The organism is Paraburkholderia sp. GAS82 (assembly GCF_050436285.1).
Classification (GTDB): domain Bacteria; phylum Pseudomonadota; class Gammaproteobacteria; order Burkholderiales; family Burkholderiaceae; genus Paraburkholderia; species Paraburkholderia phenazinium_B.
The window spans coordinates 124308-148595 of record NZ_JBNDLX010000002.1; the positions used below are offsets into that span (position 1 = coordinate 124308).

General features: G+C 58.1%; 26 protein-coding genes. 13 read left to right on the top strand and 13 right to left on the bottom strand.

Going from position 1 to position 24288, the window contains the following annotated elements; translation table 11 throughout:
- The first annotated feature begins 355 nt into the window (after positions 1-355).
- Complete coding sequence (locus P3T17_RS06915; RefSeq protein ID WP_429405661.1) at positions 356-781, top strand: organic hydroperoxide resistance protein; 426 nt, start codon at positions 356-358, stop codon at positions 779-781.
- Between the two features lie 85 nt (positions 782-866).
- Here P3T17_RS06915 and P3T17_RS06920 read toward each other — a convergent pair whose 3' ends face one another.
- Both P3T17_RS06920 and P3T17_RS06925 read right to left on the bottom strand, forming a co-directional pair.
- Positions 867-1238 (bottom strand): hypothetical protein, encoded by a 372-nt coding sequence (locus tag P3T17_RS06920; RefSeq protein ID WP_074266526.1) that lies wholly within the window; start codon positions 1236-1238, stop codon positions 867-869.
- Between the two features lie 210 nt (positions 1239-1448).
- Positions 1449-2210 (bottom strand): glucose 1-dehydrogenase, encoded by a 762-nt coding sequence (locus tag P3T17_RS06925; protein WP_429405662.1) that lies wholly within the window; start codon positions 2208-2210, stop codon positions 1449-1451.
- A gap of 419 nt (positions 2211-2629) precedes the next feature.
- Between P3T17_RS06925 and P3T17_RS06930 the strand changes: the two genes are divergently transcribed.
- Positions 2630-3226 (top strand): uracil-DNA glycosylase family protein, encoded by a 597-nt coding sequence (locus P3T17_RS06930; protein WP_429289209.1) that lies wholly within the window; start codon positions 2630-2632, stop codon positions 3224-3226.
- 133 nt (positions 3227-3359) lie between these two features.
- Positions 3360-3758, top strand: a complete 399-nt coding sequence (locus tag P3T17_RS06935) for a hypothetical protein (protein ID WP_074266530.1) — start codon at positions 3360-3362, stop codon at positions 3756-3758.
- Positions 3759-3820: 62 nt separating this feature from the next.
- On the opposite strand, the gene P3T17_RS06940 is transcribed toward P3T17_RS06935, so the two are convergent.
- Both P3T17_RS06940 and P3T17_RS06945 read right to left on the bottom strand, forming a co-directional pair.
- Positions 3821-4843 carry an aldo/keto reductase gene (locus tag P3T17_RS06940; protein WP_429405664.1) on the bottom strand — a complete coding sequence of 341 codons (1023 nt, stop codon included), beginning with the start codon at positions 4841-4843 and terminating at the stop codon, positions 3821-3823.
- A 91-nt stretch (positions 4844-4934) separates the two neighbouring features.
- Positions 4935-5801, bottom strand: a complete 867-nt coding sequence (locus tag P3T17_RS06945) for an NmrA family NAD(P)-binding protein (protein ID WP_429405666.1) — start codon at positions 5799-5801, stop codon at positions 4935-4937.
- Positions 5802-6019: 218 nt separating this feature from the next.
- Here P3T17_RS06945 and P3T17_RS06950 point away from each other — a divergent pair, with 218 nt between their 5' ends.
- Positions 6020-6934, top strand: coding sequence for a LysR family transcriptional regulator (locus P3T17_RS06950; RefSeq protein ID WP_074266532.1), 915 nt, complete (start codon positions 6020-6022; stop codon positions 6932-6934).
- A 17-nt stretch (positions 6935-6951) separates the two neighbouring features.
- Here the strand turns inward: P3T17_RS06950 and P3T17_RS06955 are convergent, their stop codons facing one another.
- Complete coding sequence (locus P3T17_RS06955; protein ID WP_429406444.1) at positions 6952-7860, bottom strand: AraC family transcriptional regulator N-terminal domain-containing protein; 909 nt, start codon at positions 7858-7860, stop codon at positions 6952-6954.
- Positions 7861-8160: 300 nt separating this feature from the next.
- Between P3T17_RS06955 and P3T17_RS06960 the strand changes: the two genes are divergently transcribed.
- From P3T17_RS06960 to P3T17_RS06980, 5 genes are all read left to right on the top strand, one after another.
- Positions 8161-8901, top strand: coding sequence for an SDR family oxidoreductase (locus tag P3T17_RS06960; protein WP_429405667.1), 741 nt, complete (start codon positions 8161-8163; stop codon positions 8899-8901).
- A 36-nt stretch (positions 8902-8937) separates the two neighbouring features.
- Positions 8938-9699, top strand: coding sequence for an SDR family NAD(P)-dependent oxidoreductase (locus tag P3T17_RS06965; RefSeq protein ID WP_429405669.1), 762 nt, complete (start codon positions 8938-8940; stop codon positions 9697-9699).
- A gap of 72 nt (positions 9700-9771) precedes the next feature.
- Positions 9772-10620: an SDR family oxidoreductase gene (locus P3T17_RS06970; RefSeq protein ID WP_429405671.1), complete on the top strand. Its 849-nt coding sequence runs from the start codon at positions 9772-9774 to the stop codon at positions 10618-10620.
- 230 nt (positions 10621-10850) lie between these two features.
- Complete coding sequence (locus P3T17_RS06975) at positions 10851-11615, top strand: hypothetical protein (RefSeq protein ID WP_074266537.1); 765 nt, start codon at positions 10851-10853, stop codon at positions 11613-11615.
- Positions 11616-11744: 129 nt separating this feature from the next.
- Positions 11745-12701, top strand: coding sequence for an alpha/beta fold hydrolase (locus P3T17_RS06980; protein ID WP_429405674.1), 957 nt, complete (start codon positions 11745-11747; stop codon positions 12699-12701).
- A gap of 68 nt (positions 12702-12769) precedes the next feature.
- On the opposite strand, the gene P3T17_RS06985 is transcribed toward P3T17_RS06980, so the two are convergent.
- The 6 genes from P3T17_RS06985 to P3T17_RS07010 form a co-directional block, all read right to left on the bottom strand.
- Positions 12770-13060: a hypothetical protein gene (locus P3T17_RS06985; protein ID WP_074266539.1), complete on the bottom strand. Its 291-nt coding sequence runs from the start codon at positions 13058-13060 to the stop codon at positions 12770-12772.
- Between the two features lie 218 nt (positions 13061-13278).
- On the bottom strand, positions 13279-14091 hold the full coding sequence (locus tag P3T17_RS06990; protein ID WP_429406446.1) for an AraC family transcriptional regulator: 813 nt from the start codon (positions 14089-14091) through the stop codon (positions 13279-13281).
- A 125-nt stretch (positions 14092-14216) separates the two neighbouring features.
- Positions 14217-15392: an FAD-dependent oxidoreductase gene (locus P3T17_RS06995; protein WP_429405676.1), complete on the bottom strand. Its 1176-nt coding sequence runs from the start codon at positions 15390-15392 to the stop codon at positions 14217-14219.
- A 12-nt stretch (positions 15393-15404) separates the two neighbouring features.
- A complete protein-coding gene (locus P3T17_RS07000; protein ID WP_429405679.1) occupies positions 15405-15881 on the bottom strand; it encodes an aromatic-ring-hydroxylating dioxygenase subunit beta in 477 nt (158 codons plus the stop codon).
- 87 nt (positions 15882-15968) lie between these two features.
- The gene (locus P3T17_RS07005) at positions 15969-17201 is read right to left on the bottom strand and encodes an aromatic ring-hydroxylating oxygenase subunit alpha (protein ID WP_429406448.1); all 1233 of its coding nucleotides are present in this window, start codon (positions 17199-17201) and stop codon (positions 15969-15971) included.
- A gap of 116 nt (positions 17202-17317) precedes the next feature.
- Complete coding sequence (locus P3T17_RS07010; RefSeq protein ID WP_429289198.1) at positions 17318-17719, bottom strand: non-heme iron oxygenase ferredoxin subunit; 402 nt, start codon at positions 17717-17719, stop codon at positions 17318-17320.
- 416 nt (positions 17720-18135) lie between these two features.
- Here P3T17_RS07010 and P3T17_RS07015 point away from each other — a divergent pair, with 416 nt between their 5' ends.
- Positions 18136-18798, top strand: a complete 663-nt coding sequence (locus P3T17_RS07015) for a GntR family transcriptional regulator (RefSeq protein ID WP_429405681.1) — start codon at positions 18136-18138, stop codon at positions 18796-18798.
- 9 nt (positions 18799-18807) lie between these two features.
- On the opposite strand, the gene P3T17_RS07020 is transcribed toward P3T17_RS07015, so the two are convergent.
- A complete protein-coding gene (locus P3T17_RS07020; protein ID WP_429289196.1) occupies positions 18808-19497 on the bottom strand; it encodes a TetR/AcrR family transcriptional regulator in 690 nt (229 codons plus the stop codon).
- 271 nt (positions 19498-19768) lie between these two features.
- On the opposite strand from P3T17_RS07020, the gene P3T17_RS07025 reads away from it, so the two are divergent.
- From P3T17_RS07025 to P3T17_RS07035, 3 genes are all read left to right on the top strand, one after another.
- On the top strand, positions 19769-20500 hold the full coding sequence (locus P3T17_RS07025; RefSeq protein ID WP_429405682.1) for a YoaK family protein: 732 nt from the start codon (positions 19769-19771) through the stop codon (positions 20498-20500).
- 407 nt (positions 20501-20907) lie between these two features.
- Positions 20908-22266 (top strand): MFS transporter, encoded by a 1359-nt coding sequence (locus P3T17_RS07030; RefSeq protein WP_429405684.1) that lies wholly within the window; start codon positions 20908-20910, stop codon positions 22264-22266.
- A gap of 153 nt (positions 22267-22419) precedes the next feature.
- Positions 22420-23502, top strand: a complete 1083-nt coding sequence (locus P3T17_RS07035; protein ID WP_429405685.1) for a porin — start codon at positions 22420-22422, stop codon at positions 23500-23502.
- 67 nt (positions 23503-23569) lie between these two features.
- On the opposite strand, the gene P3T17_RS07040 is transcribed toward P3T17_RS07035, so the two are convergent.
- Positions 23570-24283: a chorismate--pyruvate lyase family protein gene (locus tag P3T17_RS07040; RefSeq protein WP_429289394.1), complete on the bottom strand. Its 714-nt coding sequence runs from the start codon at positions 24281-24283 to the stop codon at positions 23570-23572.
- Positions 24284-24288 lie beyond the last annotated feature (5 nt).

Below are 24288 nucleotides of genomic sequence, written 5' to 3' on the forward strand. Positions count from 1 at the left end.
AGCGTGGCCGCTACGGCCAACGATTCATCATGCCGTCCGCTGTCGATCGACCGCGTTGCATGAAACCAGAGGCTCATTCCGATCGCCGTCATGAGCAAGCCAAAGATAAGCCCCCACACCGGTCCCGCCGTACTAGAGCTTTCTAATCTGTGAGACATCTTCATCGCTGCACTTCCCCGCCCCGAGTTTTTTTGATTGCCGCTTCCTGCTAGTTCAGCCTTCGCGCCGCCTGGAAGTAGCGTACGCGATCAAAAAAAAGCCATCAACAGGCTAAAGCCAGAATACGGCGCACTGAACTATCATCAGAGTGCCGCGAGGCGCACCCTTCATCCGATGTATTAACGAGGAGCTGACGATGTCGATTGAAAACGTTATCTACCGTGCTCACGCCGATGTGACGGGAGGCCGCGAAGGCCGCGCCGTCGCGCCGGAAGGCGGATTGGACCTGAAGCTGACGAGACCGAAAGCGTTGGGTGGCGATGGCGAGAAAGGTACCAACCCCGAAGAGCTTTTTGCTGCTGGTTACAGCGCGTGCTTTATCGGTGCAATGCAGTTCGTTGGTCAGCGCGACAAAATCGCGGTCCCGGCAAATGTGTCGGTCAACGGAAACGTGGGTATCGGGCCCATTCCTAATGGCTTCGGCATCGAAGTCGAATTGAAGATCTCGTTGCCGGGCATGTCGCGCGAAGCGGCCCAGGATCTGATCAACCGCGCGCATATTGTGTGCCCCTATTCGAATGCTACACGCAACAACATCGACGTGACACTGACACTCGTCTAAGCCGTCAAGCGGTTCGATCCGTTGCAGGTCACGCTGATCGGTGACCTGCCGTCCCTTTACTCGGTTTGGAGCGCTGAAAGCCGTGTCAACGGCGCTTCATCTTGAGCACACGAGAAATCTGACCCAGCGTAAAACCGCTGTTCTTGACGTACTTTTCGTAGTCAAGGGGCGCGGTAAGTGATTCCTCAGTGACGTATTCCCCCATATAACGAAAGCGGTCGGACGCGGTTCGCACAAAGACAGGTACGGGTTCGGTCTGTCGCGCAAGCGTTCGACCGGCCGCACGTGAAGCCGCACTGCTGTCGCAAACAATGACGTCTGGGGCGTAGGGATTCAGATCTTGGCGCAGTCGCGCGGCGACTACCTTGCCACCCTTCACAGGCAAAAATGCCTGCTTGCATCCGCCCGTCACCCTGTGAATATCTTCCCGGGAATATTCTTTTCCGATTTCAAACATGCTCTCACTCCTGACAATAACGCCTGACTGAGGTCCAGTAGCGTCAAGCGGAGCGATGATATCGGTCCCGACCTAAATCCCTTGTAAAGAGTGTGAGTGCCTTGGTAAAGGACGTATACAGCCCAAGTCGAACAAATCGGCATACGTGCCGGCCGCGCGCGAACGGCACGACACGACATGGCGATGATGAACGCCGGCTCCAGCAGTTGCTCACTTGCCGCCAGTGACGTCGAGGAACGTGCCGGTAATGAAGGAAGCCTCGGCACTGGCTAGCCATAGGATCGCCCGCGCAACCTCTTCAGGCTGGCCGCCTCTTCCCATAGGGATCGAATCCTTGACGCGATCCACCCGTCCCGGCTCTCCGCCGCTGGCATGCATGTCAGTGTAGATGTGCCCTGGGCGAATGCAGTTGACGCGTATCCCATCCCGCGCAACTTCTTTTGCAAAGCCGGTAGTGAATGTCTCAAGAGCGCCCTTCGACGCGGCGTAGTCGACATATTCGTTTGGACTGCCAAGCCGCGCCGACGCCGACGAGATGTTGATCACGGCGCCGCCTGGTCCCTTGTGACGAAAGGACATCCGCTTCACCGCTTGCTGTGCACAGAGGATAGGACCGATCGAGTTGACAGCAAAGATGCGCTGCATCCGCTCGAACTCAAGATCCTCCAGCCGGGACTGCCGTGCAATGATCGCGGCGTTGTTCACCAGCACATCGATCCGCCCGAACTCACGGTCGATCGCGGCGAATAGCTGAGCGACCTGCTCAGGGTCCGCGCTATCTGCGCGCACAGGTAACGCTCGACGCCCCGCAGCTTCTACATCGGCCGCCACCGCAAGGGCGGCAGCTTCGTCGGAGACGAAACTGATCGCCACATCGTAGCCATGTGCGGCAGCAAGACGCGCAGTCGCTGCGCCGACGCCACGACCACCACCCGTTATCAGAATTAGCGGCGCCTGCGGGACGGTATTCATTTAGCGAACCTTCGTGTGTTGGTGGGATAACAATTGAGCGCTGGGACCGGCTGAATGCTGGCGGCTCATTGGCTACTCACCGACTGCCTTCGCCGATTCGCCCTAACGCAGACAGACAAGAATAACGATCGTGCGATGCAAAGACAAAGCAGATTAAATACGGGCCCGGGTTAGAAAAACTCTTTCGATGACGAGCACGTTGCCCTCCGCGTGAGGAATGACGATATGTGGCTTAACATTACGATCTGCCGGGAGCCGGCCCCTCTCATTTGCGAGCTTACGATAAACTGCTACACGCATCGACAGCAAGCCGTCCATGATGGGCTGCCAAATCATCGCAACCCTTCGATTCCTCACCCTTTCGATCAGCGGCCAGTTGTTCTCCATCGCTACTGCTGCAAACACTGCGAACGGTTCCTATGAAGCGAATCCCTCTGAATGCGCTGTTGCACGAAATCCGCGCCTGCACGATCTGCGCGCCCGTGCTGCCGCACGCCCCCCGCCCGATAGTCGCGGCATCCGAAAGCGCGCGGGTTCTGATAATCGGCCAGGCACCGGGGGCGCGAGTGCACGCGTCGGGCGTTCCGTGGAGCGATGCAAGCGGTACCCGCTTGCGCACGTGGCTCGGCCTCGACGATGCGACCTTTTACGACGACACGAAAGTTGCGCTTGTGCCGATGGGCTTCTGCTTCCCAGGGCGTGGCGCAAGTGGCGACTTGCCGCCACGGCCCGAGTGCGCTGCACATTGGCATCACGATCTGTTGGCACAGATGCGCTCGGTCCAGCTCACCTTGCTGATTGGTCAATATGCACAGCGCTTTGGACTCGGCGAAGCATGCGGGGAGACACTGACCGATACGCTCCTGCGATGGAGAGACTTCAGCCCGAAAATCATTCCGTTGCCCCATCCGTCGCCGCGCAACATTGCGTGGTTCAAGCGCAATCCGTGGTTCGAAGCCGAGGTGTTGCCGACGTTGCGTGAGCGTGTTGCGCAGGCGTTGTCTGCTTCTGCGTAGCGGTATGCGGCAGGTCACTGGCGCCACGAGTCAGAGCGCGGGACACTGCCGTAATTTTCAGCTAAGTTTTGATGGTCAATCTGTACACGGTACCAGGTACCACAACATTTAAAGCCTAACGCACGGGACGATCATGAAGCTCAGATGGACAGCCTTTTTTCTCGCGCTCATCGCGAGCGCACTGATTTCCGGATGCGCCACGCCGGTAGAACGGGCCAACGAGAAAGACGACCTGCTTGCAGCAGCGGGCTTTCATATTGTTCCGGTGACAACCGACCAGCAACGTTTGCAACTGAACACGTTGCCACCGAACCGTGTTGTGCAGAAGGTAAAGGACGGAAAAGCCGTCTTTCTCTACGCAGACCCTTATTCATGTGGCTGCCTGTATATCGGTGATGAAAACGCCTGGGACAACTACAAGCGGGAGCAACTTCAGCAACATTTCCTTGACCAGGAGCGCATGAGCGCCGAGATGAATGAGAATGCAGCGTGGAATTGGAGCATGTGGGGCCCGGGCTGGTGGGCCTACTAATCGAGCCCTTGCCCCCAAGCGCTCTGAATCACGCAAACTGAACGAGAGCGGAACGAACTGATTCAGCCTACAACTCGATCCTTGTCGTGGAACTGCTGCATCCAGTAAGGATATGGCAGCTGCGGCTGCGAAACCTGATTCAGGCGTTCGGTCTGCTCTGCGTTCAAGGCGATCTGCTGAGCGTCGAGGTTAGCGCTCAGTTGATCGTGCGTGCGCGCGCCTACGATGATGGAACAGATTTCGCGGCGCTGCAGAATCCAGGCCAACGCCACCTGAGCCGGCGACGCGTTCAACTCCGTGGCGATGTCGCGCAATACACCCACGACAGGATCCGCCTTTGCAGGATCGACCGGCGGAAAATTCAGCCTGGTTCGACGCCCCGTTTCGCCGCTGCTTCCCTGCGTGTACTTACCGCTCAGGTATCCGCCCGCGAGCGGACTCCACACTAGCAGCGCGACATCATTCGCCTTTGCCACGGGCGCGATCTCATGTTCGACGTCGCGGCTCGTCAGCGCATAGTGAACCTGATTGCTGACGATGCGGGCCCGGTGCGTGCGGGCGGTAATTCCCTGTGCACGCTCCAGATCGCCCGCGCTGAAGTTGCACACGCCGATGTGCCTCACCTTTCCCTGCGTGACAAGATCATCCAGCGCGCGAAGCGTTTCTTCGAGCGGAACAAGTTCATCGCGGTCGTGCAACTGAAACAGGTCGATATGATCGCGGCCAATGCGCCGAAGACTCGTTTCCACCGACCGCATGATGTGCGAGCGGCCGAGCCCAACGTCGTTGTGACCGGCTCCTGTGCGTAGCCGAACTTTGGTCGCGACCAGCATGCGCGATTCGTCGAGCCCGAGGTCGGCCAACACCTGTCCGACGACCGTTTCTGACTGTCCTTGCGAATAGGCGTCAGCTGTATCGATCAGGTTGATACCGCGCTCGACGGCCATTGCAACAAGCTGGGTGGCCTGCGCACGGTCGAGACCGGCAATTTCGCCCCAGATTCCGGTACCGGCACCAAAGGTCATGGCGCCAAGACAAAGACGGGAAATGCGCAGCCCTGAACTGCCGAGTGTGCTGTATTCCATAGCGAACCTCTTGATATGAATCTCTTGATGAACGATGGCGGAAAACACCCGGTGACGCGGCATCCTGCTCGCGTCACCGGGTGCGCCTGCTCTAACCTGCCTGGGAGACAAGGCTTCGCACGACGGTTTCCAGTTCCACTTCGCCCTTGACGATGCCCGCTTCCTCGCCTTCGAAGGCGATCCAGCCTTCATTGAACCCGTCGAGCATGCGCATACGCGGCAACGGTTCCTTCATCCCCTGAGAGCGGAACAGCGCCTCCCACGTTTCGCGCAGCACCACTTCCGCACGAACCGGACGACCGAGGACCTTTGCAAATGCCTCGGCCAGATCGTTAGGACTCACACGTTGTGGCCCCTCAAGCTCGACGACACGCACGCCGCGCCAGGTTTGTTGAAGCAGTTGTGCGGCAACTCGACCGACGTCCGCGGTTGCGACCATCGGCACAGCCTTGTCGAGCGGTTGCAGAAAGCTGGCGATCATCCCTTCGTCACGGGCCGGCGCAACGTCCCATGCGGCGTTTTCCATAAACCAGCCTGGCCGCAGGAATGTCACGGGCATCGATAACTCACGAAGCGCTTGCTCCATCAGCGTACGTTGCGTGAGCAGATTGGTCTCGGTGGCCTGCGCGCCGATCGTCGACAGGCAGACCACCTTGCCGGGTGCCGCGGACTCAAGCGCACCGCGCACGGCGTCAATGACAGCACGTGCCTCGGGAAAGCCAGGCAACGGATCGAAGTCGGATGGCGGCAGAATGAAGACCCCTTGCGTGCCCTCGAACGCGGCGGTGAGGGAAGCCGCGTCGTCCATGCTGGCTGTCACCACCTCACACCCTTGCTCGGCCCACGACCGTGCCCGGGCGGCATCGCGTACAACCGCGCGTACCGGTTGGCCCGCTGCGAGCAACGTGCGCGCCACCGCACCGCCGACCTTTCCTGTTATACCTGTGATTGCATACATTGCAGTTTCTCCTTGCATAGATAGTCGCGGCAGGGAAGTTGAACGGTCATCTCGTGCTCCCTGGAAATTGGAATGAAGTGAGGTTGAAACGTACTGTTGGGGTGCATTGTGGGCAAATTCGATAAGAAACTGAATGACATGAATGACACTTGTGAAATGACGGATAGTCACTAATGAGTCATAGTGCAGTTTTTGACGCACTGTGCAGGGTCAGCCCAATGAGATCGCCCAGCGAAAATCTCTCCAGCGGTATCAGCGTATTTGCTGCCGTCGTCGATGCGAAGACGTTCGCAGCTGCGTCCGAATTGATGGGCATGTCACCGCCCGGGGTTAGCCGGGCAATCGCCCGGCTCGAAAAGCGGTTGAAAATACGGCTCTTCAATCGGACGACCCGCGCCGTTTCCCTCACTGAAGAGGGCCGACGGTTCTATGAGCAGGTCATGCCGCACCTAAGAGGAATGGAAGAAGCGGCCACAGCCGCTGCAGGAGGCGTCGCGACAGTACGTGGAAAGCTGCGAATCAACCTTGATCCGGCCTTTTTGCGAATCGCTCTGAGCCCGAAGCTCGACGAATTCATGGATGCGCATCCTGAACTTGAACTCGAGTTCATTGCGAGAGATCAGCTTGGTGACCTCATCGTCGACGGCTTCGATCTCGCCTTGCGATTTGGCAAACCCCGTTCATCCAGTCTGGTTGCGCGAAAGCTTCTGGACACTGCAGTTGTTACAGTCGCAGCACCCTCATACCTCGCTCGCCGGGGTCGGCCAACGGAGCCCCAAGAGCTGGGGCGCGGCGTGCACAGGTGCCTCGAATTCCGGAACCCGGAAACAGGAAAGCCGTATCCGTGGGAGTTTCATCGCAAGCGCAAAAAGCTTGTTGTCGAAACGAATGGACGGCTCACGGTGAATGATCCAAGCGCGCTCCTCAATGCGTGTCTGGCAGGCTCCGGCGTCGCGCAGGTGTTGCTGCTCGGAGCCGAGCCCCTGATCCGCGAGGGACGGCTCGTCAACCTGTTCCCAGACTGGCCGGATGAGCGCTTCCCGCTCTATGCATACCATCCATCGCGGCACCACACGCCGGCCAAGACAAGGGTATTTCTTGACTTTATCGTCGCCTTGACGAGTACAACTTAGCAAATCGACTTCATGGGTCAATGAGATGCGGCGAAATCGTCGATCTTTGCAGCTGGGGATAGCGCGAACGATGCCCGCATATCCCGAGCTTCATCGACCGGCGAGCGCCCGAAAAAGCGCTTGAACTCGCGACTGAACTGCGATGGACTTTCGTAACCGACACGCGCCGACGCGGAGGCCGCCGTCAAGCCGTCGCGAATCATCAGCAAACGCGCCTGATGCAGACGCGTCGACTTGATGTATTGAATCGGCGAGGTCAACGTAACAGTTCTGAAGTTGACGTGAAACGCGGGAACGCTCATCCCCGCCTCTTCCGCAAGACTACTGACATCCAATGACTGCGCATAGTCGGTGTGAATTCGCCGCAGCGCTTTCGCCACCCGCCCGAAGCGGCCCTGATGCGCGAGCGCGGCCCTCATCGCTGCACCACGTTCCCCGATCAATACCCGGTAGCAGATTTCCCGCACGATTGCAGGCCCCAGTACCTCGGCGTCCAGCGGTGAACTCAGGGCTTGCAGCAGACGCAAGGTCGCTTCGGCCAGGTCTCCTTGAAGCGGCGTCGATACGATCCCGAGCGGTGTGCCTTGCTGATGGCGTCCGGAACGGTCGATCACCAAAATCAGATCGGTCAGTTCGATCAGATCGAGGCGCAACGTCACGGCCAGCATCGGCTCGGACTCGCTTGCTTCGGTTTCAGTCGAGAACGGCAGGGGCACGGACAGAATCAGATAGTGCTGGGCATCGTATACGTACACCTCTTCGCCCAGAAAACCCAGCTTGCGCCCCTGACACACGATCACGATGCTGGGCTCGTACAGCACCGGGGTGCGCCCCAGCGGCCGGTTCGAGCGCATGAACCGCACGCCCTCCAGCGCGGACTGGGTGTACCCCTCATTCGGCGCCAGTCGCTCAAGCAGACTCACCATTCTTGCAGAAGCAGCGTTGTCGGCAACGGTCACGAGAACTCCTCTCTCACCGGATCAGGTGGAGGAATTCTACTGGATGCGATCGACCGGCTGCGTCCACTTCAATAGGAATAGGCAATGCCGCAATTGTCGCGTGTATTCGCGCGCAGGCACCCGGCTCATAAGATTGGGTCATCGGTTGCACGGTGCAGCCGAAGCGCCCGGGAGACCGCGCCGCGATTGCCTTGCCGCTTCATGCGCAAACTTCGCTGCCTCTCCCTTGGACCAACCGGCACAGATTGCCGAAACGGAGAACGCAACGTGGCAACGCAAACCAGTCAACCTAAAGTCATCCTCATCACCGGAGCAAGCAGCGGTATCGGCGAAGCAGCGGCCCGCCTGCTCGCCGCCCAGGGACACCAGCTCGTGATCGGCGCGCGCCGCACGGAGCGACTCGCGGCGCTGGCCGAGGAGATCCAGACGAGCGGCGGCTCTGTTCGTTACCGGGCACTTGACGTCACGTCTAGCGCCGACGTCAACGCGTTCGCCCAGTTCGCATTGGACGCCTTCGGCCGCATCGACGTGATCGTCAACAACGCCGGCGTGATGCCTTTGTCACCCTTGAGCGCGACAAAAGTGGACGAATGGAATCGCATGATAGACGTGAACATCCGCGGCGTGCTGCACGGCATCGCTGCCGTCCTGCCGGTCATGGAGCGCCAGGGGTTCGGCCAGGTCATCAATATGTCCTCGATAGGCGGCCTGTCCGTCTCGCCGACGGCCGCCGTGTATTGCGCCACCAAGTTCGCCGTGCGCGCCATCTCGGACGGCCTGCGGCAAGAAACCGACAAGGTTCGCGTGAGCGTGATCTGCCCGGGCGTCGTGGAGTCGGAGCTGGCCGATTCGATCTCCGACGACACCGCGCGCGCAGCGATGCGCGACTTCCGCCGCGTTGCGCTGACGTCGGACGCGATTGCACGCTCGATCGCCTATGCGATCGAGCAACCGGCAGACGTCGATGTCAGCGAAATCGTCGTACGTCCGACGGCGAGCCCTTTCTAACCATTCTCATCCCTCAACTCGAAGGAGATATTCACCATGACTTCATCTGCGCAAACCAACCAGCCGTTCGCCGGCAAAGTCGCTATCGTCACCGGAGCGGCTAGCGGCATTGGACTCGCCACCACCGAACTGCTGCACTCGCAAGGCGCCAGCGTGATCGCCGTCGGACGCGGCACCAACGTCGAAGCGTTGGGCCGTCCGGGGATCGTCCCGCTTATCGCCGATGTCGCGCATGAGGAAAGCGCGGTGCGTGCCGTGTCCACCGCAATGGAACGCTTTGGCAAGCTAGATATTCTCGTCAACAACGCCGCGATCATCATTAACAAGCCGGTTGTCGAGATGACGCTAGACGACTGGAATAGCATTCAGGCGGTCAACTCCACCGGTGCGTTCCTGTTCTCGCGCGAAGCTATGCGCGCGATGATGCCGGCGAAGACCGGTGCCATCGTCAACGTTGGGTCGTATGCATGCTATCAGGCGTTTCCGCTGATCGCCGCCTACGCGGCTTCGAAAGGTGCGCTCGCCCAGTTGACGCGCGCCATGTCGCTCGAAGCGATCGATCACGGCATTCGTGTCAATGCCGTGGGATCCGGCGACGCGGTCACGAACATCACGAATCACATCCACAAGGATGGTCCGGCCTTCCTTGCCGAGCACGGCAAAAACTCGCCCATCAAACGGGCGGCCGACCCGCGGGAAATTGCTGAAGTGATCGCCTTTCTGGCGTCCGAGAAGGCCAGCTATATCGTCGGCGCGGTCGTGATGGCGGACGGCGGTATGAGCGTAGCGCTCAAGTAAGACTCGGACCAGATTCTTTTAAACCGTAGCATTTGGTTAATTCTGTACTACTCATTTATCAAGGAAATTATCATGAGCAATTCTGCAAAAATCTGGTTCGTCACTGGCGCATCGAAAGGCGTCGGCCAACGACTCGTGCGGCAACTCCTCGCTCGTGGCGATCACGTCGCGGCGACCTCGCGAACCGTGGCGTCGCTGACGGAAGCCATCGGCCCCGCCTCGGCACAATTTCTTCCGCTGCAAGTGGATCTGACCAGCGACCAGAGCGTACGCTCGGCCATTGAGCAAACCATCGACACGTTTGGCAAGATTGATGTGATCGTCAATAACGCCGGCTATGCCCAGCAGGGAACCGTCGAAGCCCTCTCCGAAGAAGAGCTTCGTCAAAATTTCGAAGTCAACCTGTTCGCGCCGCTGACGGTACTGCGGCACGCGCTCCCGCATCTGCGCAAGCAGCGTGGCGGGCATATCATCAACATCGCCTCGATCGTCGGTTACCAGGGCGGCTACGCCGGCTGGGGCAGTTATGTGGCGAGCAAGTTCGCGCTTGCGGGCTTGACCGAGTCGCTCGCGGTCGAGGTGGCCGAGTTTGGCATCAAGGCAACGGTGGTGTACCCGGGGCCGGTGCGCACGGAGTTTTTGTCGAGTGGCGCGCTGGCAGTGGCCAAACGCCAGATTGATGAATACACCGAAGCAAAGGCGTCGCTCGATCTGCACCTGGGCACGCTGCACGGCCATCAGGCCGGCGATCCGGACAAACTGGCCATGTTGATCATGCAGGCCGTGAACGTCGCCGAACCGCCGGTGCACCTGTTCGCCGGCAAGATCGCCAACGAACTGGCGGCACAAAAAGCCGCAGCGGTTCAACGCGACCTTGATGCATGGAAAGGCTCATCGGAAGCAACGGACTTTGCCGAGTAACGTCAAAAGCGGGCAGCGCCCAGCGATGGGCGCTGCTTTACCGGAGAAATCCAACGTTCAAGTAAATAGCGAGCAAAAATCCCTATCGTTTGCTCGAATCCGGCACTATCGTCATAGTAACGACGCGCGCCGCTGGATTACGCTGCCGGCCACATATTCTGCAGCATGGGTGCCAAGGTGGCTCGGCAAGAGTTAGCTGACCCGCGTGATCGAACGAGGCCATTTTCCACATGGATCACTACGTCTTTTCTGCCTTCGTGTTTGTGCTCGTTCTTTCGAGCGCAGCGCTAGGGTCGTATGTACGCTCAAGACTGGCAGATCACCACTTTGAGGAATCCTCGCTTGCCGCGATGCGTATTGCCGTTGGTCTCGTAGCGACGCTGTCGGCATTGGTGCTGAGTCTGCTGATTTCGTCCGGGAAGTCCTCGCTTGACCTGGTCAATACCGCGCTCCAACACAATGCTGTCACGATGATCCGGCTAGACCGAACCCTGTCCCAGTTCGGTCCATCGGCCGACGGCCTGCGCCTTCAAATAAAAAACGACTATGGCCGATGGATCTCCTTTCTGTTTTCCAACAAAACGGGAACGCCCGCAGAGGCAGAGACGCGAGAAATCCTCCAGAGTACTTACGACATTCAGGGACGCATTTTCGCTTTGCAGGCTGCCGGCCCCTCACAGGAGAGATTCCGTGACCACGCGATGGAACTTTGGGACGACATATTCGCCGGCCGCTGGCTCGCGTTCGAACACAGAAAGGGCCTGATTCCAACTCCTTTGATTGCGGTCCTCGTCGGCTGGCTGGTGGTCATATTCGGCATATTTGGTTTCAGCGCCCCAAGAAACTGGAGCATGTGCGTCGTGTTTCTTCTTTGCGCCCTATCGACTACAACTGCCGTGTTCGTTGTCCTCGATCTCGACACACCCTTCCAGGGCATGGTCAATGTATCGAAGACGCCGATGATGGATGCACTCAAGTTCATCGGCAACTCCTAGGGCGCATGACATGCTCCCTCTAAAGACATCGGGGCCCAGGCTGACGACTCCCCTCCTCATTCGACGCTAATAGTCGATTAATACACTTGACGTGTTGCGTCGATCATCATCGAGTCAAGGAGCGTCCATATGAACAAGCCGCTAAGATCCACGGCACTCGCGATTACATTGGCGTGTGTCACGCTGTCAACCGCCGCTCACGCGCGAACCGTGAGCTATCCGCATGAAGCGGCGTGCGTGGCGCCGTCTGCTACGTCATCGATCTATGCAGGTCATCACGAACAGATCGCGAACACACCACGCGGTCCGCTCGCCTACTACCGGTTTGGTCATGGCAGTCCGCTTCTGCTCGTCACGGGCTATCGCGCGACGGTGTCCGAATGGGACGCAGCGTTTCTCGCCGAACTCGCGAAACACCATGATGTCATCGTCTTCGACAATCGTGGCATCGGACGTTCGATGCCGGACGCGTCGAACTTCACCATCGACGACATGGCGAGCGATACTGCCGCATTGATCGACTCGTTGGCGCTAAAGCATGCGACGGTCGTCGGATGGTCGATGGGCGGCTCGATCGTGCAGCAACTCGCGATCGACAAGCCCCAGGCGATCGGCAAAATGGTGCTGATGAGTGCGTTGGCGCCGGGCCGAGCCGGCTCGCCGGTGCCTGCGGATGTCATGGCGAAACTGGCGGGCAGCCCTGGCGTCACGTTCAACGACATCATGGCCGTTCTGTTCCCGGCACCAAGCGTACAAGACGCCGAACGGTGCTTCGCCAAGGATATGTTCAAGCCGTCCGGCTACCAGTCATCCGCCATTTCCAACGCGGTTACGGATGGCCAATCCGCCTCGCTCAAAGAGTGGGAAACGGACGATGCAGCCGCTGATGCATTGCGCTCGGTGCGTATCGATACATTAGTGCTGTCGGGAACCGACGATGCCGTCGTCGCCAAAGAGAACGCCTTGGCGCTCACGCACTTATTGCCGCATGCTCATCTTCTGCTGGTTGAGCACGCGGGACACGCGATGATGTATCAATACCCGGTCGCACTGGCGCGTGCGATCGATTCATTCGCGCGTCACTGATGTGCTGCAATTGAGGACGCGAAAAGCGGCGAACGGGGATAGAGGACGTTGCGCCGCGCGTCCGATCATTAGCGCCAGTAGCCGTATCCATATCCATAGTGCCCATACCATCCGCCCGGGCGGCCGTAATAACCGACGACCACGGGCGGCGCATACACGGGCGGAGGGGGCGCGTAATAGATGGGCGCAGGCGGCGGTGCATAGACCGCCACGGGCGCGACGGGCACCGCGGCCACCATCGGCATCATTGGCACCGCCGGCACTCCGACGCTCAAACCGACGAATACATGAGCCTCGGCAACACTCACGAGGCCGACGCTTAACACGGCGGCGACTACCGCCTGGCGAATCCCTTTCATGTCTTTCTCCTTGACCTCCGGCGCAGCGCATTGACTGCATCGGTTGACATGCATTCTGGTCGATGAAAGTGAGGAGAGAATGAGGGACTGTTGATGGATGAAACGGCCGTGGATCGCGACGTAATTCGTTGAGACGGTGCTACATATGTCCCTCGTTTCTGCCCGATTCACGGCGTCTGCGATTCGTTTGTCTATGCGCAGAGGGCAAGTTCCGACCGTCACTCAGACGGTGAGCTGGTTTCCCTCATTCGCGAGATCGACGCAAAGTACCGTGCAGGGGGTTGCCCAAGAGCTTTTTTGAACATGGTGATGAATGCAGTCACGGACTCATAGCCGAGATCACCGGATACCCGCTGTACCGATGCCCCGCCCGCCAGTTCTCTGATGGCGAAGAGCAAATGGAATAACTGCCGCCAACGACCGAAAGTCAGCCCCGTCTCGGCAACGATCAAGCGGGCCAATGATCGCTCGCTCATCGCCACGCGCCTGGCCCATTGCTCGATTGTGCGGCGGTCACCTGGGTTGGCACGCAACGCGTTCTCAATCTCAGTTATTTTTGGATGGTCGCTGACCGGCAGGCAAAGCCTTTCCATTGGCATTCGTGCCAACTCATCCAGCAGCACGCGTGCGAGACGATCAGTATGGCTATCTGGTTCGTACTCTTGATCAATGCTGGCCAGATGCAGGATCATCTCTCTCACCACCGGCGAGATCGCGAGCGTACAACACTGCTTCGGCAAATCAACGAGGTCGGGCTCGACGAACAGGTAGTACAGCTTTGCGTTTGCTGTTGTGCGATTGCTGTGGGGCAATCCTCCGGGAATCCATACGCCACAATGCGGGGGCACCATCCACAATGCCTTGTCCACCTGGCACGTTACCGCGCCATGCAGCGCAAGCACCAGTTGACACTTGCGGTGCTGATGCACCGGGATCTCAGCTTCGTATTCCTTGACCTGAAGCCGAAACGCTAATGCGGGCCGATCGCTCCTGTCGGGATTAAGCTCAGAGATGAAGGTATTGGACGTCATTTTTCGACTGCGATCTTTACTCGCGATACGTTTGTTGCTGGCAAACATTCAAGCGCCAGTTCCCGCATGTCGCATGGGCCGCGACATGCGGTGAACACGAAGACGAGGCTCGCTATTGCAACCGATCAGGCAGACATCCGCGCCTCAAATACCGATGTTAGCTCGCTTTCCCGACTGACCTGATCACCAGACAGTGCGTATCCAGCCATTGCTCCACCCTCTTCGACAAATATCGCGTACACGCCCTTGCTATCGCTATTCTGCATCTGCCACCCACCACGGGTACCGACCGGAGGCAAGACGACGCGTACTGGGTGCGCTGGAGTCTTGACGTCGATAGGCATCGGGGGATAGTGCACCGGAGTGGCCACTCCGGTCAGCGTTGCGGCCAATGCTCGCGCCCCATGCTGAACTGGCTCGAGGAACGGCAACACGCTGCCGTCCAGTTCTGCGCAATCTCCGATTGCGTAGATGTCCGGTGCGGATGTTTGCAAATAGCGATCGACAACGATGCCCCGGTTGATCTGTAATGGCGGCTCGGCGCGGACGGTTTGCGGAATGAGTCCGATTGCGGCAATCACTACATCGCACACGATATGAAGGCCGTTGTCGCCCGTTATCACAAGCTGGCGTCCATCAGTCTCTGCGGTATCGATGGATTCGATGATCGCACCGGGATGCCACTGTACGCCCTCGGCGACCAATGCTTGCGTCACCGTGTCGGCCGCTTCGGGCGGCAAGAATCGGTCTAGCATACGCATCGACACGTCGAGCAGGTCGACGCTATAGCCTCCAGCGAGCAAATCGTTTGCGAGTTCACACCCCACCAGTCCTGCGCCGATTATCGCTACCTTTGACGCGCCGTCAAGCGCGGCAAGCAACGTCTCGTACTCCGAAAGACTGTTAACAGATAGCACCCGGCTAACGGCATTTCCACCGAACTGAGGAACCCGTGCCTGCGCCCCGACTGCCAGCACGAGCTTGCCGTACCCGATCTGCCCACCCTCGGACAGATACAGACTGTGCGCGACCGGATCGATCCACTCGACGCTCAGGTTCGGCTCGATCTCGGCATTGAGCCGTTTCGCCATCTGCTCCCTGGGCGTGCCCGCCAATTGCGCCAGGCTCATCTTCTGGGCAAAAGCATTGGACAACATCGGCTTTGAATATTGGTTGCCGTCATCGCAGCTCAACATCAACAAACCTACGTTCCGGTCGCGACGTCGTAGTTCGCGGGCCACTGTATAACCCGCGAAGCCGGTGCCAACGATAACGATAGGGTATTCGGTGCCGCGGCTCATGGTGTCACCATTTCAGACGGGTACGACAATGAGTGTGTCCACGCAGCTCGAATCGAGTACGGCGATCTTCTCGCGAAAGAGCAGACCTTCCGTAGTCTCGACGATTTCGTCATGCCATACGCCGGAAAGGAACAACATGCTGTCTCCGCTCTCCATAATCCGCACGACGGCAAACCCCATGCGCGTACGGATCGTCCCATCTTCGGTGGTCTCCACGTGCAATGCACCGAGCAAATGTCGATACCGTTGTGGCTCGAAGATATTTGCCTTTTTCATCGAGTTGATCCGGTCGATCAGCATGCCCTTGCTGTTGCACTGAATAATGCCGATAGGCAACGACTTGCGACGCGCTTCTCGCGTCGTGATCTGATAAAAGCAGACATCTTCGAAAAAGTCAGGCCACTCCTGATAGCGTTCTTCGTCGATGCAGTCAGCGTAGGCGTCGTACAGCGGCCTTACGCGATGAAAAAGTTCGGTGGATCCCGACACGATTGCCTTCCTTGAATAAGTAGATCTTATGTGCGCGGCGCACCGCGGCGGCGCCGCGCGAACTGTAGAACTATTTGCGTGAACAGGTCACAGTTGCATGTACTTGCGATACGTCTGCCAGAATCCGCGGACTGACGCTTCACTGACGCGTGATTCCTGGCTTTCAACAGTTCGCCCGCCCATTTCGAGCACTGTCTCACGGCCCTGGTTGCCGACGATCGCACGCTGGACGAAGCTTCCGATCACACCGTCTTCCATCGAAACGAGGCCCGCTGGCCCCACCAGGTTACTCAGGGCTACGCGGATATCGGTCTCTTCCTGAGTATCCGATTCGTAGCCGAACATGATCCACACGAGCTCGCAGCCGTTCACACCACGCGGAATGAGCAGACGCAATGCAAGCGAGTTCTGGATTTGCTGGACGATAAGATTGGGGAAAATGCCTTGAATGGCGTGCGTGATGCCGTCTTCGAATTCAGGCCAGCTTTTGAGAATCCGACCGTCGTGCAGCGCAAATTCGTCGTTTTGCGCACGAATGCCGCCGCTCTCGTAGTCTGTACCGCTACCGGAGTCGGTCGCCATTTTCGAGTAGCTGATGTGGTGGCCACCATCGCCCTCAAGAATCAGGCCGCCCTGCATTGAAAGCCGGTTCAGCTTGAAAGTGGTGAAGAACGTATGAAGCAGGCTTGCGTGATAGGAGTCCTTTACGTTTTCCATGTACAACTTCCAGTTGTTGTGCATGTATTGCGAAAACGTACCGAGAATCCTGATCTTCTTGGCAAAAATACGCCGGATATGGGCGCACATCTTTGGTCCAAGAAACTCCTCGAGGTCTGGCGCAGTTTCGTCGAAAGATACGAACAGGAGACCACAGAGCGTTTGGACACGCAGTTTCTGAAGATTGTGATCGCAGGTACGGAAATCTTCGGGCAAGCCACCCTTGCCGCGCACACCCTTATGGAACGCGACGGTCTTCAGGTTTCCCTCAAGATCGTACGACCAGTTATGGTAGACACATGTAAAAGCATCGCGATTACCGGTTTTCTCATAGCACAGCGTTGAGCCCCGATGCGCGCAACGGTTGACGAAGGCGCTATAGCTGTCGGCGGAACTCTTCACGACCACGACGGGCGTGTCGCCGACGAAATTTGTCTTGAAGTCGCCAACGGCAGGCACTTCCACGTCGACGCCAACAAAGTTCCATATCGGCCCCTTGAACAAGGCATCCTGTTCATTTTCGTAAAGCGCATCGTCCGTATAGATCTCGAACGGAACCCGGCTCACGCCTGCTTCCGGCCATTGGATACGTTGATCCTGCAAAACTACGTCGCCCATCCTCGCCTCCTGAAGTTACATTGAGCGCGGGCCGCCTTTCGCGACATCCGCGTTCACCCTGTTGCTGCCCCGCACTCGCTGATGAGCGCCTGAGCCGATGCTTAATTTCCGGCGTCCGGAAGGTCCACCCAGACCTCGTCGCCCCGGACGTCTACCTCATAGGTCGCCAGATCGACAGTCAGCGGCGAACAAAGCGCCTTACCCGACCGGATGTCAAAGCGCCCCTGATGCAACGGACACTCGATTTCGCCGTTCTCCTGATACCCATCACTTAGCAGAGCAAACTGATGAGTACAGATATTCGACGTTGCATACACGGCGTCACCGACGAGATACACCGCGATTCGATGCCGCCCCACACTGCAGGCCGCCGGATAGTCCGGCGATAGCTCGGACAGTTTCACAACATTCAGCCAGGACACGTTCACCCCTCCCAAGGAAAGCCGCAGTGCGGCGAACAGACGTGACGACAACGGCTTGTGTCCGTGCTGCTCTTTCGACATATCGTATATCGCATTTTTTTGGATCGCAAGTTATTTTGGCACTCCGGCTCAGTTGAATCCCTATTTGTAGGGGTTCTAAGGGCATTTTTGGGCGAGATCCAGAGGAACACCGTTCGATTTCCGCATATTTATACCAAAGTATAAATATTCGGCTACAATCTGGGCGGATTGGTGCCGCGAGGGCAAAAGGACCGGATTGCCGGCTGACGAGCAGGCTGAGCGTTCTGACTGGTACTGCATCCTGTGGAGGAAAGCGCAATGATCCGCTCGGCTGTCGCGTGTGCGAGCGAGCCCGTATAATTTCGGTCTGCGCCGGAGCTTATCCAGAACATCAATGATCCGGACATGACTAGGATGGGTTGAGAGAAATGCCAGTAAAAGCTCGAATCGGGCGCGCGCTTGCGCGCCGCGAGTCGATGCATGTTGCCATTCTGGAACAGCTTCGGCTCGATATCGTGGAAGGCCGCTGGCAAGCCGGCGAGCGCCTGCCGGAACCCCTGCTTTGTGAGGAATTTGGCGTATCGCGCACGCCGCTACGCGACGCGTTCCGGATTCTGGAAGCAGAAAGGCTAGTCGAGCTGATACCGCACGTCGGTGCCGTGGTGACGGCACCCGATGCCTCGGACATCACTGGTGCATTCGAGGTGCTGGCATTGATCGAGGGCGCCGCCGCCGAATCCGTCGCACGCAGGCAGCCCCCCGAGGTGCTAAAAAAGCTCAGCAAGACGACCGAACTCATGCAGATTGCTTTGGAAAAAGGCAATCATCGCCGGTACTTCGAGCTCAATGACGACTTCCATTACGCGATCGTCGAAGGGGCTGACAACCCCGTCATGCGACAGACTCACGAGCATCTGATGTGGCACGTGCACCGCATCCGGCACACAATCAACCGCCACCGCCCATTCAGCCGTGAGGCCGGAACGGGCGAAGAGCATCAGGCAATCATTCAGGCCATTCTCGATGGAGACGCGGGACGCGCTTTTGCGCTTTCGCGCGCGCATCTACTGGGCGTGGGTGCCGCGACTCTGACCGACGCCGGACTGGTTCAACCCGAGGCTGCAGGCGAGTCTGCCTGAGGGGCAAGCTTATTTCGCAGCTGCCGCCTGCAGGCCGCCCACCACGAAGCTCGTCAATTGCTCAAGCACCTCGACCGGATCTCCGGGATTGCAAATATCCTTGGCAAGCACTTCTAGCCGGTGACTGTCTGAGAATGCGTAAAGATAGGCGCCGATCATTAGCGTCACACGCCAGTACAGATCTTTTTCGGGCAATCCCGGCAACACCTTGCGCAGCGCGTCCACGTAAGCCTTTGTCGATTCGCTATACGCCAGACTACGCAGCTTGTACGACACTTCCGGCGGTTCGGTGTGGAGCCGCGCCTGCAGCCTGATGAAGGCCCGTCCCGAAACCGTTGCGCGCAAGTCAACGATCGGCTTCAGAAAGGCACGGACGATTTGCTCGAGCTTGGCATTGTCGCCGTGTGCCTCTATCTGTTCGAGTAGCTGCACCCGGTCAGCCGATATCTTCGTCGCGCGACGCAGAAATACCTCTTCAAACAGCTGCTGCTTGGTGCCGAAATAATAGGTGATCAGCGCCTGGGTCACACCACACGACACCGCAACCTCGCGTAGCGTCGTACCCGCATATCCGCGGTGAGAAAAATCGACCTCCGCGGCGTCCAGGATGCTTTCTTTCTGGTTCTCAGTAGCCCCTGCGGGCCGGCCCAGTGCCCCGCGACGCCGCAAAGCACCCTGAGGGTGTTCTGATTTATTCATGGCTGTAGTTTTGAAAATCCACTTTGCGGAAACGATTGCCCGCGCCTCTGTTGAGCCGCGCAAATGGAATTATACGGCCGCACAGTAAAGAACGCCTCTCGTAGCACCACCATAGTGCAACCCAGCCGACCATTACCCTGGACAACGAGTTCACATCCCGCGCATTTATCGCATACGTATACCCTGAGCAGACGTAATTATTCAATCGTATAATATTGACTGAACGTCCTTGGTCCAGGTACGAATGACAGATAAGCAACCGGTTTGCATCATGCAGAGACATCCCAGGAAATGGCTTCCGGACGAAGGGGCATTGACCGTTTTCACGCTCTGCTTCGTGGGTGGATGCATGGACTGTGTAAGTTACCTGCTGCTCTTTCATGTCCTGCTGGGCGTGATGACTGTCAACACCATGATCGGCATTATTGGAATAATTCATCACACAAATATTCACGACGCCATATTGCACCTGTCGACGGTAGCTGGATTTTTAATGATGGTGTTGGGTCATCATTTAGCAGCCAGGCGAAAAGGGAAGGCTCAGACCAGTTGCGCGTTTTATTGCCTCATCCTGGAGCTTGTCATAATCCTTGCGTACGCGTGCATTGCCAGCGAGTTGCATCACAAAGGGATGCTACGAGAGCCCAACATTATTGTGTTCGGGCTGGTATGTCTGGGCTCATTTGCTGTGTATCTTCAGAACACCGTCGTGCCGTCGACCTCGGGCTTCCCCACGTCAACGATGGTCATGACAGGCAACTACATTTCGCTGCTTACGCATTCCGTGAATATGATTTTGAGCTCCGACGAAAAGGCGAAGGCCCGTCAGGCCGCTAAGCACTTTTCGCTAGTGCACGCTCACTTTTGGAGCGGGGTTGCGGTCATGGCGTGGGCGACACAATACTTCGACTTCCTGGCTCTGTTCGTGCCGTGCCTGGCGCTTGGGTTGCTGATCTGGAAGCTCAAGGGATCAACCGCGCACACTGGCAATACGATCGTGTAGGAGAGCTGCTGCGTTTTCGCTGTCGCGCCGATCGCTTCGAGCGGTCTCTCCAAACAGTATCCGGAGTCTTTTACCCCGCCGAACACCATGTCCTTGCTGGCGTCGCGGGCTGATTGACCACAGCACACCAACCTCAAGGCGCTGCGCCAAAAGCCGCTCTACGCAACGAAACTGAGCTCCAACATATGAGGGTTTACCCCAGCTATATATAATTTTATGGCTATATAATATCAAAGCGACAGCGTTGAAAGCTTTCGCGGGCGGTAAAGACATACTTTCCGTCGATGTGGCTTTAGCTGCCGGGTGTCAGCCGTGTGGCTCGCTGCGCGGCTGGCGCTCTCGCATAAGGCCTGTCCGACCTGTGGGCAGTTCGAACGGCAGACCCAACATCGCAGTGGAGAGAAGTCTTGGAAACACGGAAAGTAAACATTCACGACGTGATCGATGAACATCGTATCGGTCGCACCCAGCGCGTCGCGCTCGCCCTGTGCGCGCTGCTGATGTTGTTCGATGGCTTCAACACGCAGACTATTAGCTACATCGTCCCTGTTCTAGCCAGCGAATGGCATCTTCCTAAATCTATCCTCGGCACCATTTTTTCAGCGGCTTTCGTGGGGCTGCTGATTGGCAATTTCGGCATCTCGCCGCTTTCAAACCGGTTCGGGCCAAAGAAGATGACTGTTTTGTCCACGGCCGCGTTCGGAGTTCTCACACTGCTCACCGTCCTGGTAACTAACGCACCGCAACTCATCGCAATCAGACTCCTTACCGGAATCGCCCTCGGAGCGGCCGCACCCTGCGCGATCGGTCTTACATCCGAATTCAGTCCGAAACGGACCCGCGCAACTTTTGTTCTGCTGATCTATGTCGGCTACTCTCTCGGCTTCACTGTAGCGGGCTTCTGTTGCGGCGCCATGATCCCAAGCTTTGGCTGGGCCGGTCCTTTATGGGTCGGTGGTCTCGGGCCTATTGTGCTGACACTGCTGCTCATTCCCTTCCTGCCTGAGTCCGCCTCTTATCTTGCGCGCCGCCGCTCACCCGTCGATCTGTTGCGTGCTGCCCAGCGGTTCTTTCCCGGGTTCATCTTGCCGAAAGACGCCGTACTGACTTCGAATGAAGACGCAACCAGCGATACACGTGTAAAAGGTCTGTTCTCCAGGAATCTTCGCCTAGGGACCTTTCTGCTGTGGGGCGTGTTCGTTATCAACCTTGCGGAATTCTATTTCCTTCAGAGCTGGTTGCCGACGGTACTGCATTCGCTGTCCTATCCCTCCGCATTTGTCGTCTGGGCGACCGCTGTGAGCACGATTGGCGGCATGGTGGCCGGTCTCCTTATGGGACCGTTGATGGACCGTATAGGCCCATACATGATCCTGTCGGCCCTCTATCTGTTCGGCGGAATATCCATGCTGGCAATTTCGGTCGCGCTCGGTGCGACGCACTGGATACTCGTGTTCGCGGTGTTCTGTGGCGGGTTCTGCATCAGCGGTGGCCAGAAAGGTGTCGTCGCTCTCGGATCGATTTTCTATCCAGCCGGGCTACGGGCGGCGGGAGTTGCATGGGCGTACGGGGTTGGCCGTCTCGGAGGCGCCGGCGGAACTTACCTGGCCGGCGTCCTGTACGCAGCGAATTGGGCACCCGATGCGATCTTCCGTGTTGCGGCAGCACCGGCCGTCGGCGCCGCGATTTTCGTCGGGATCATGGGGTTGCGTTACAGCGGTGGCCGGGCGCTCGAGCCCTCGGCGGTGGTGCGAAACATCAGATAAGTCACCGGACCGTGCGCAGGCTACGTAATACGCCTGCTGCGGTACGGTGAGGCGGTGAACGCCCGTTAAGCCGGGGACGGGCAGCGCGCCGGCACAGAAAGCACGAACCCCCATTAACCAAGTCAGGTCTTTTAACAATAATTAGGAGTCACGATGAAAAAATCATTGATTGTTTTCAGCTTATGTGCTGTCACAAGCTATGCGAATGCACAAAGCTCAGTCACGCTGTTCGGTCAGATCGATGAGGCGGTCGCGTATATTAACAACGCCGGCACCGGCTCCTCGTATCGCTTACGTAGCGGGACATGGTTAGGTTCGCAATGGGGCCTCGCCGGTACCGAAGATCTCGGCGGCGGCTACAAGGCGTACTTTCACCTTGAGAACGGGTTTGATGTGAACACCGGCAAGCTTGGACAGGATGGCCGCGAATTCGGCCGCCAGTCGTACGTGGGAATTGGTAGCCCCTACGGCAACCTGAGTCTTGGTCGTCAATACGACGAGGTCGTCGATTATGTCGGTCCGATCATGGCGAATGGCCGGGGAACGGCTCCTATCTACGACATCGATAACACTGCTAACGACTGGACCACCAGCAACTCGCTCAAGTACACCAGCCCGACCTACCGGGGTCTTTCGGTGGCCGCGCTGTATGCGTTTGGCGGAGTCCCAGGTCAGTTCTCCAATGACAGCGTGGCGAGCGTCGGCGCCGGATATACCGCCGGCCCTCTCCAGATCGGCGCGGCTTACACGTCGGTGCGTGACCCATACGCGGTGTGGTATGACAGCACCGGCGCGTCAAGCATCCTGGTTTACGGGAAGTACTTGCCTACTGCGCGAGACCTGAATATCGCGGCGGGAGGCGTTGCGTACACGTTCGGTAAGCTGACTGCCCGCGTTGCGGTTTCACATTCCGACCTCACCGATTCGATCAACGGCGCAGATGCCCAGTTCAACATCTATCTGGCGCAGGCTGACTACAGGGTTAATCCATTCCTGCGCCTCGCAGCGGCGATCGATGTGATCAATGGCAGTATCGGTTCGCTAAATCAGCATCCTAAATATCTGGAATACAACCTGGTTGCCGACTATTTCATCTCCAAGCGTACCGATCTATACATGTGGGCTATCTACGGAAAAGCGGATGGCGGTGCAACACAGATGCAGATTGGTCAACTGCCCGCGTCGTCAACCGACAAACAGTTCAATATCAATTTTGGCATTCGACATCGATTCTGAGCGTGCTGCGATCGATATCGGCAGGCTCGTAGAGCTTGCCGGCCAGGTGAGGCATCGACCAGCGAGCTCAGGCTGGCGATACCTCACCCACTCTGTACCGCGTTCGATCCCTCACGACATGAAAGTCAGATTCGCAGCCACACGAGACATGGTATCCATCACACGGCCGCTTATCGGAAGAAACGTTGACAACAGCCGCTTCGGTTTTGCGATGGCGAGTGAGCCGCTCCCAAAACGCTGGCAACATGCATTCCGTCACCATCAGTGGCGCCTGCAGTCGTGTGAATACAGATCGTCGGGCAACGAACAGATACGGCAAGCGGCCTGAAACTTGAGCCGCACCCAAACCGTAAAGTGGATGACGCGCGTTGATGCGTCGACTAGAAAGCGCAGATCGGCTTACGCTAACGTCCCCGTAAAGCAGTTCGCCCAGCGGCCGAGCACGTAACCGCCGCATCGCCTGCCATACGCCAAGGCTAGCTTCGAGGGGCGTCACGCTGTGAGCAGCGACGCAGGGAACACCATCAACGGCAAGCACAACTTCGCGTATCCACGCGCGCTCGCGGGGCGCCAGTTGCAGTGCGTCACGCTCGTCGGACCAGGGCAGCCCAACAACCTCACGCGTGACACGCACATCTACCACTCCAAGCGTGCGCAGATGCGCAGTCAGCGAACCGCCCAGCGTCAGCCAGTGTTTTTGGAAAGCATCGAGGCTGGGCCTGGCGGTCGTGCACCAGCAGCAGCCGCTAGCGGAATCAAGGTGAGTCCGCCTAGCACGCATTGTGG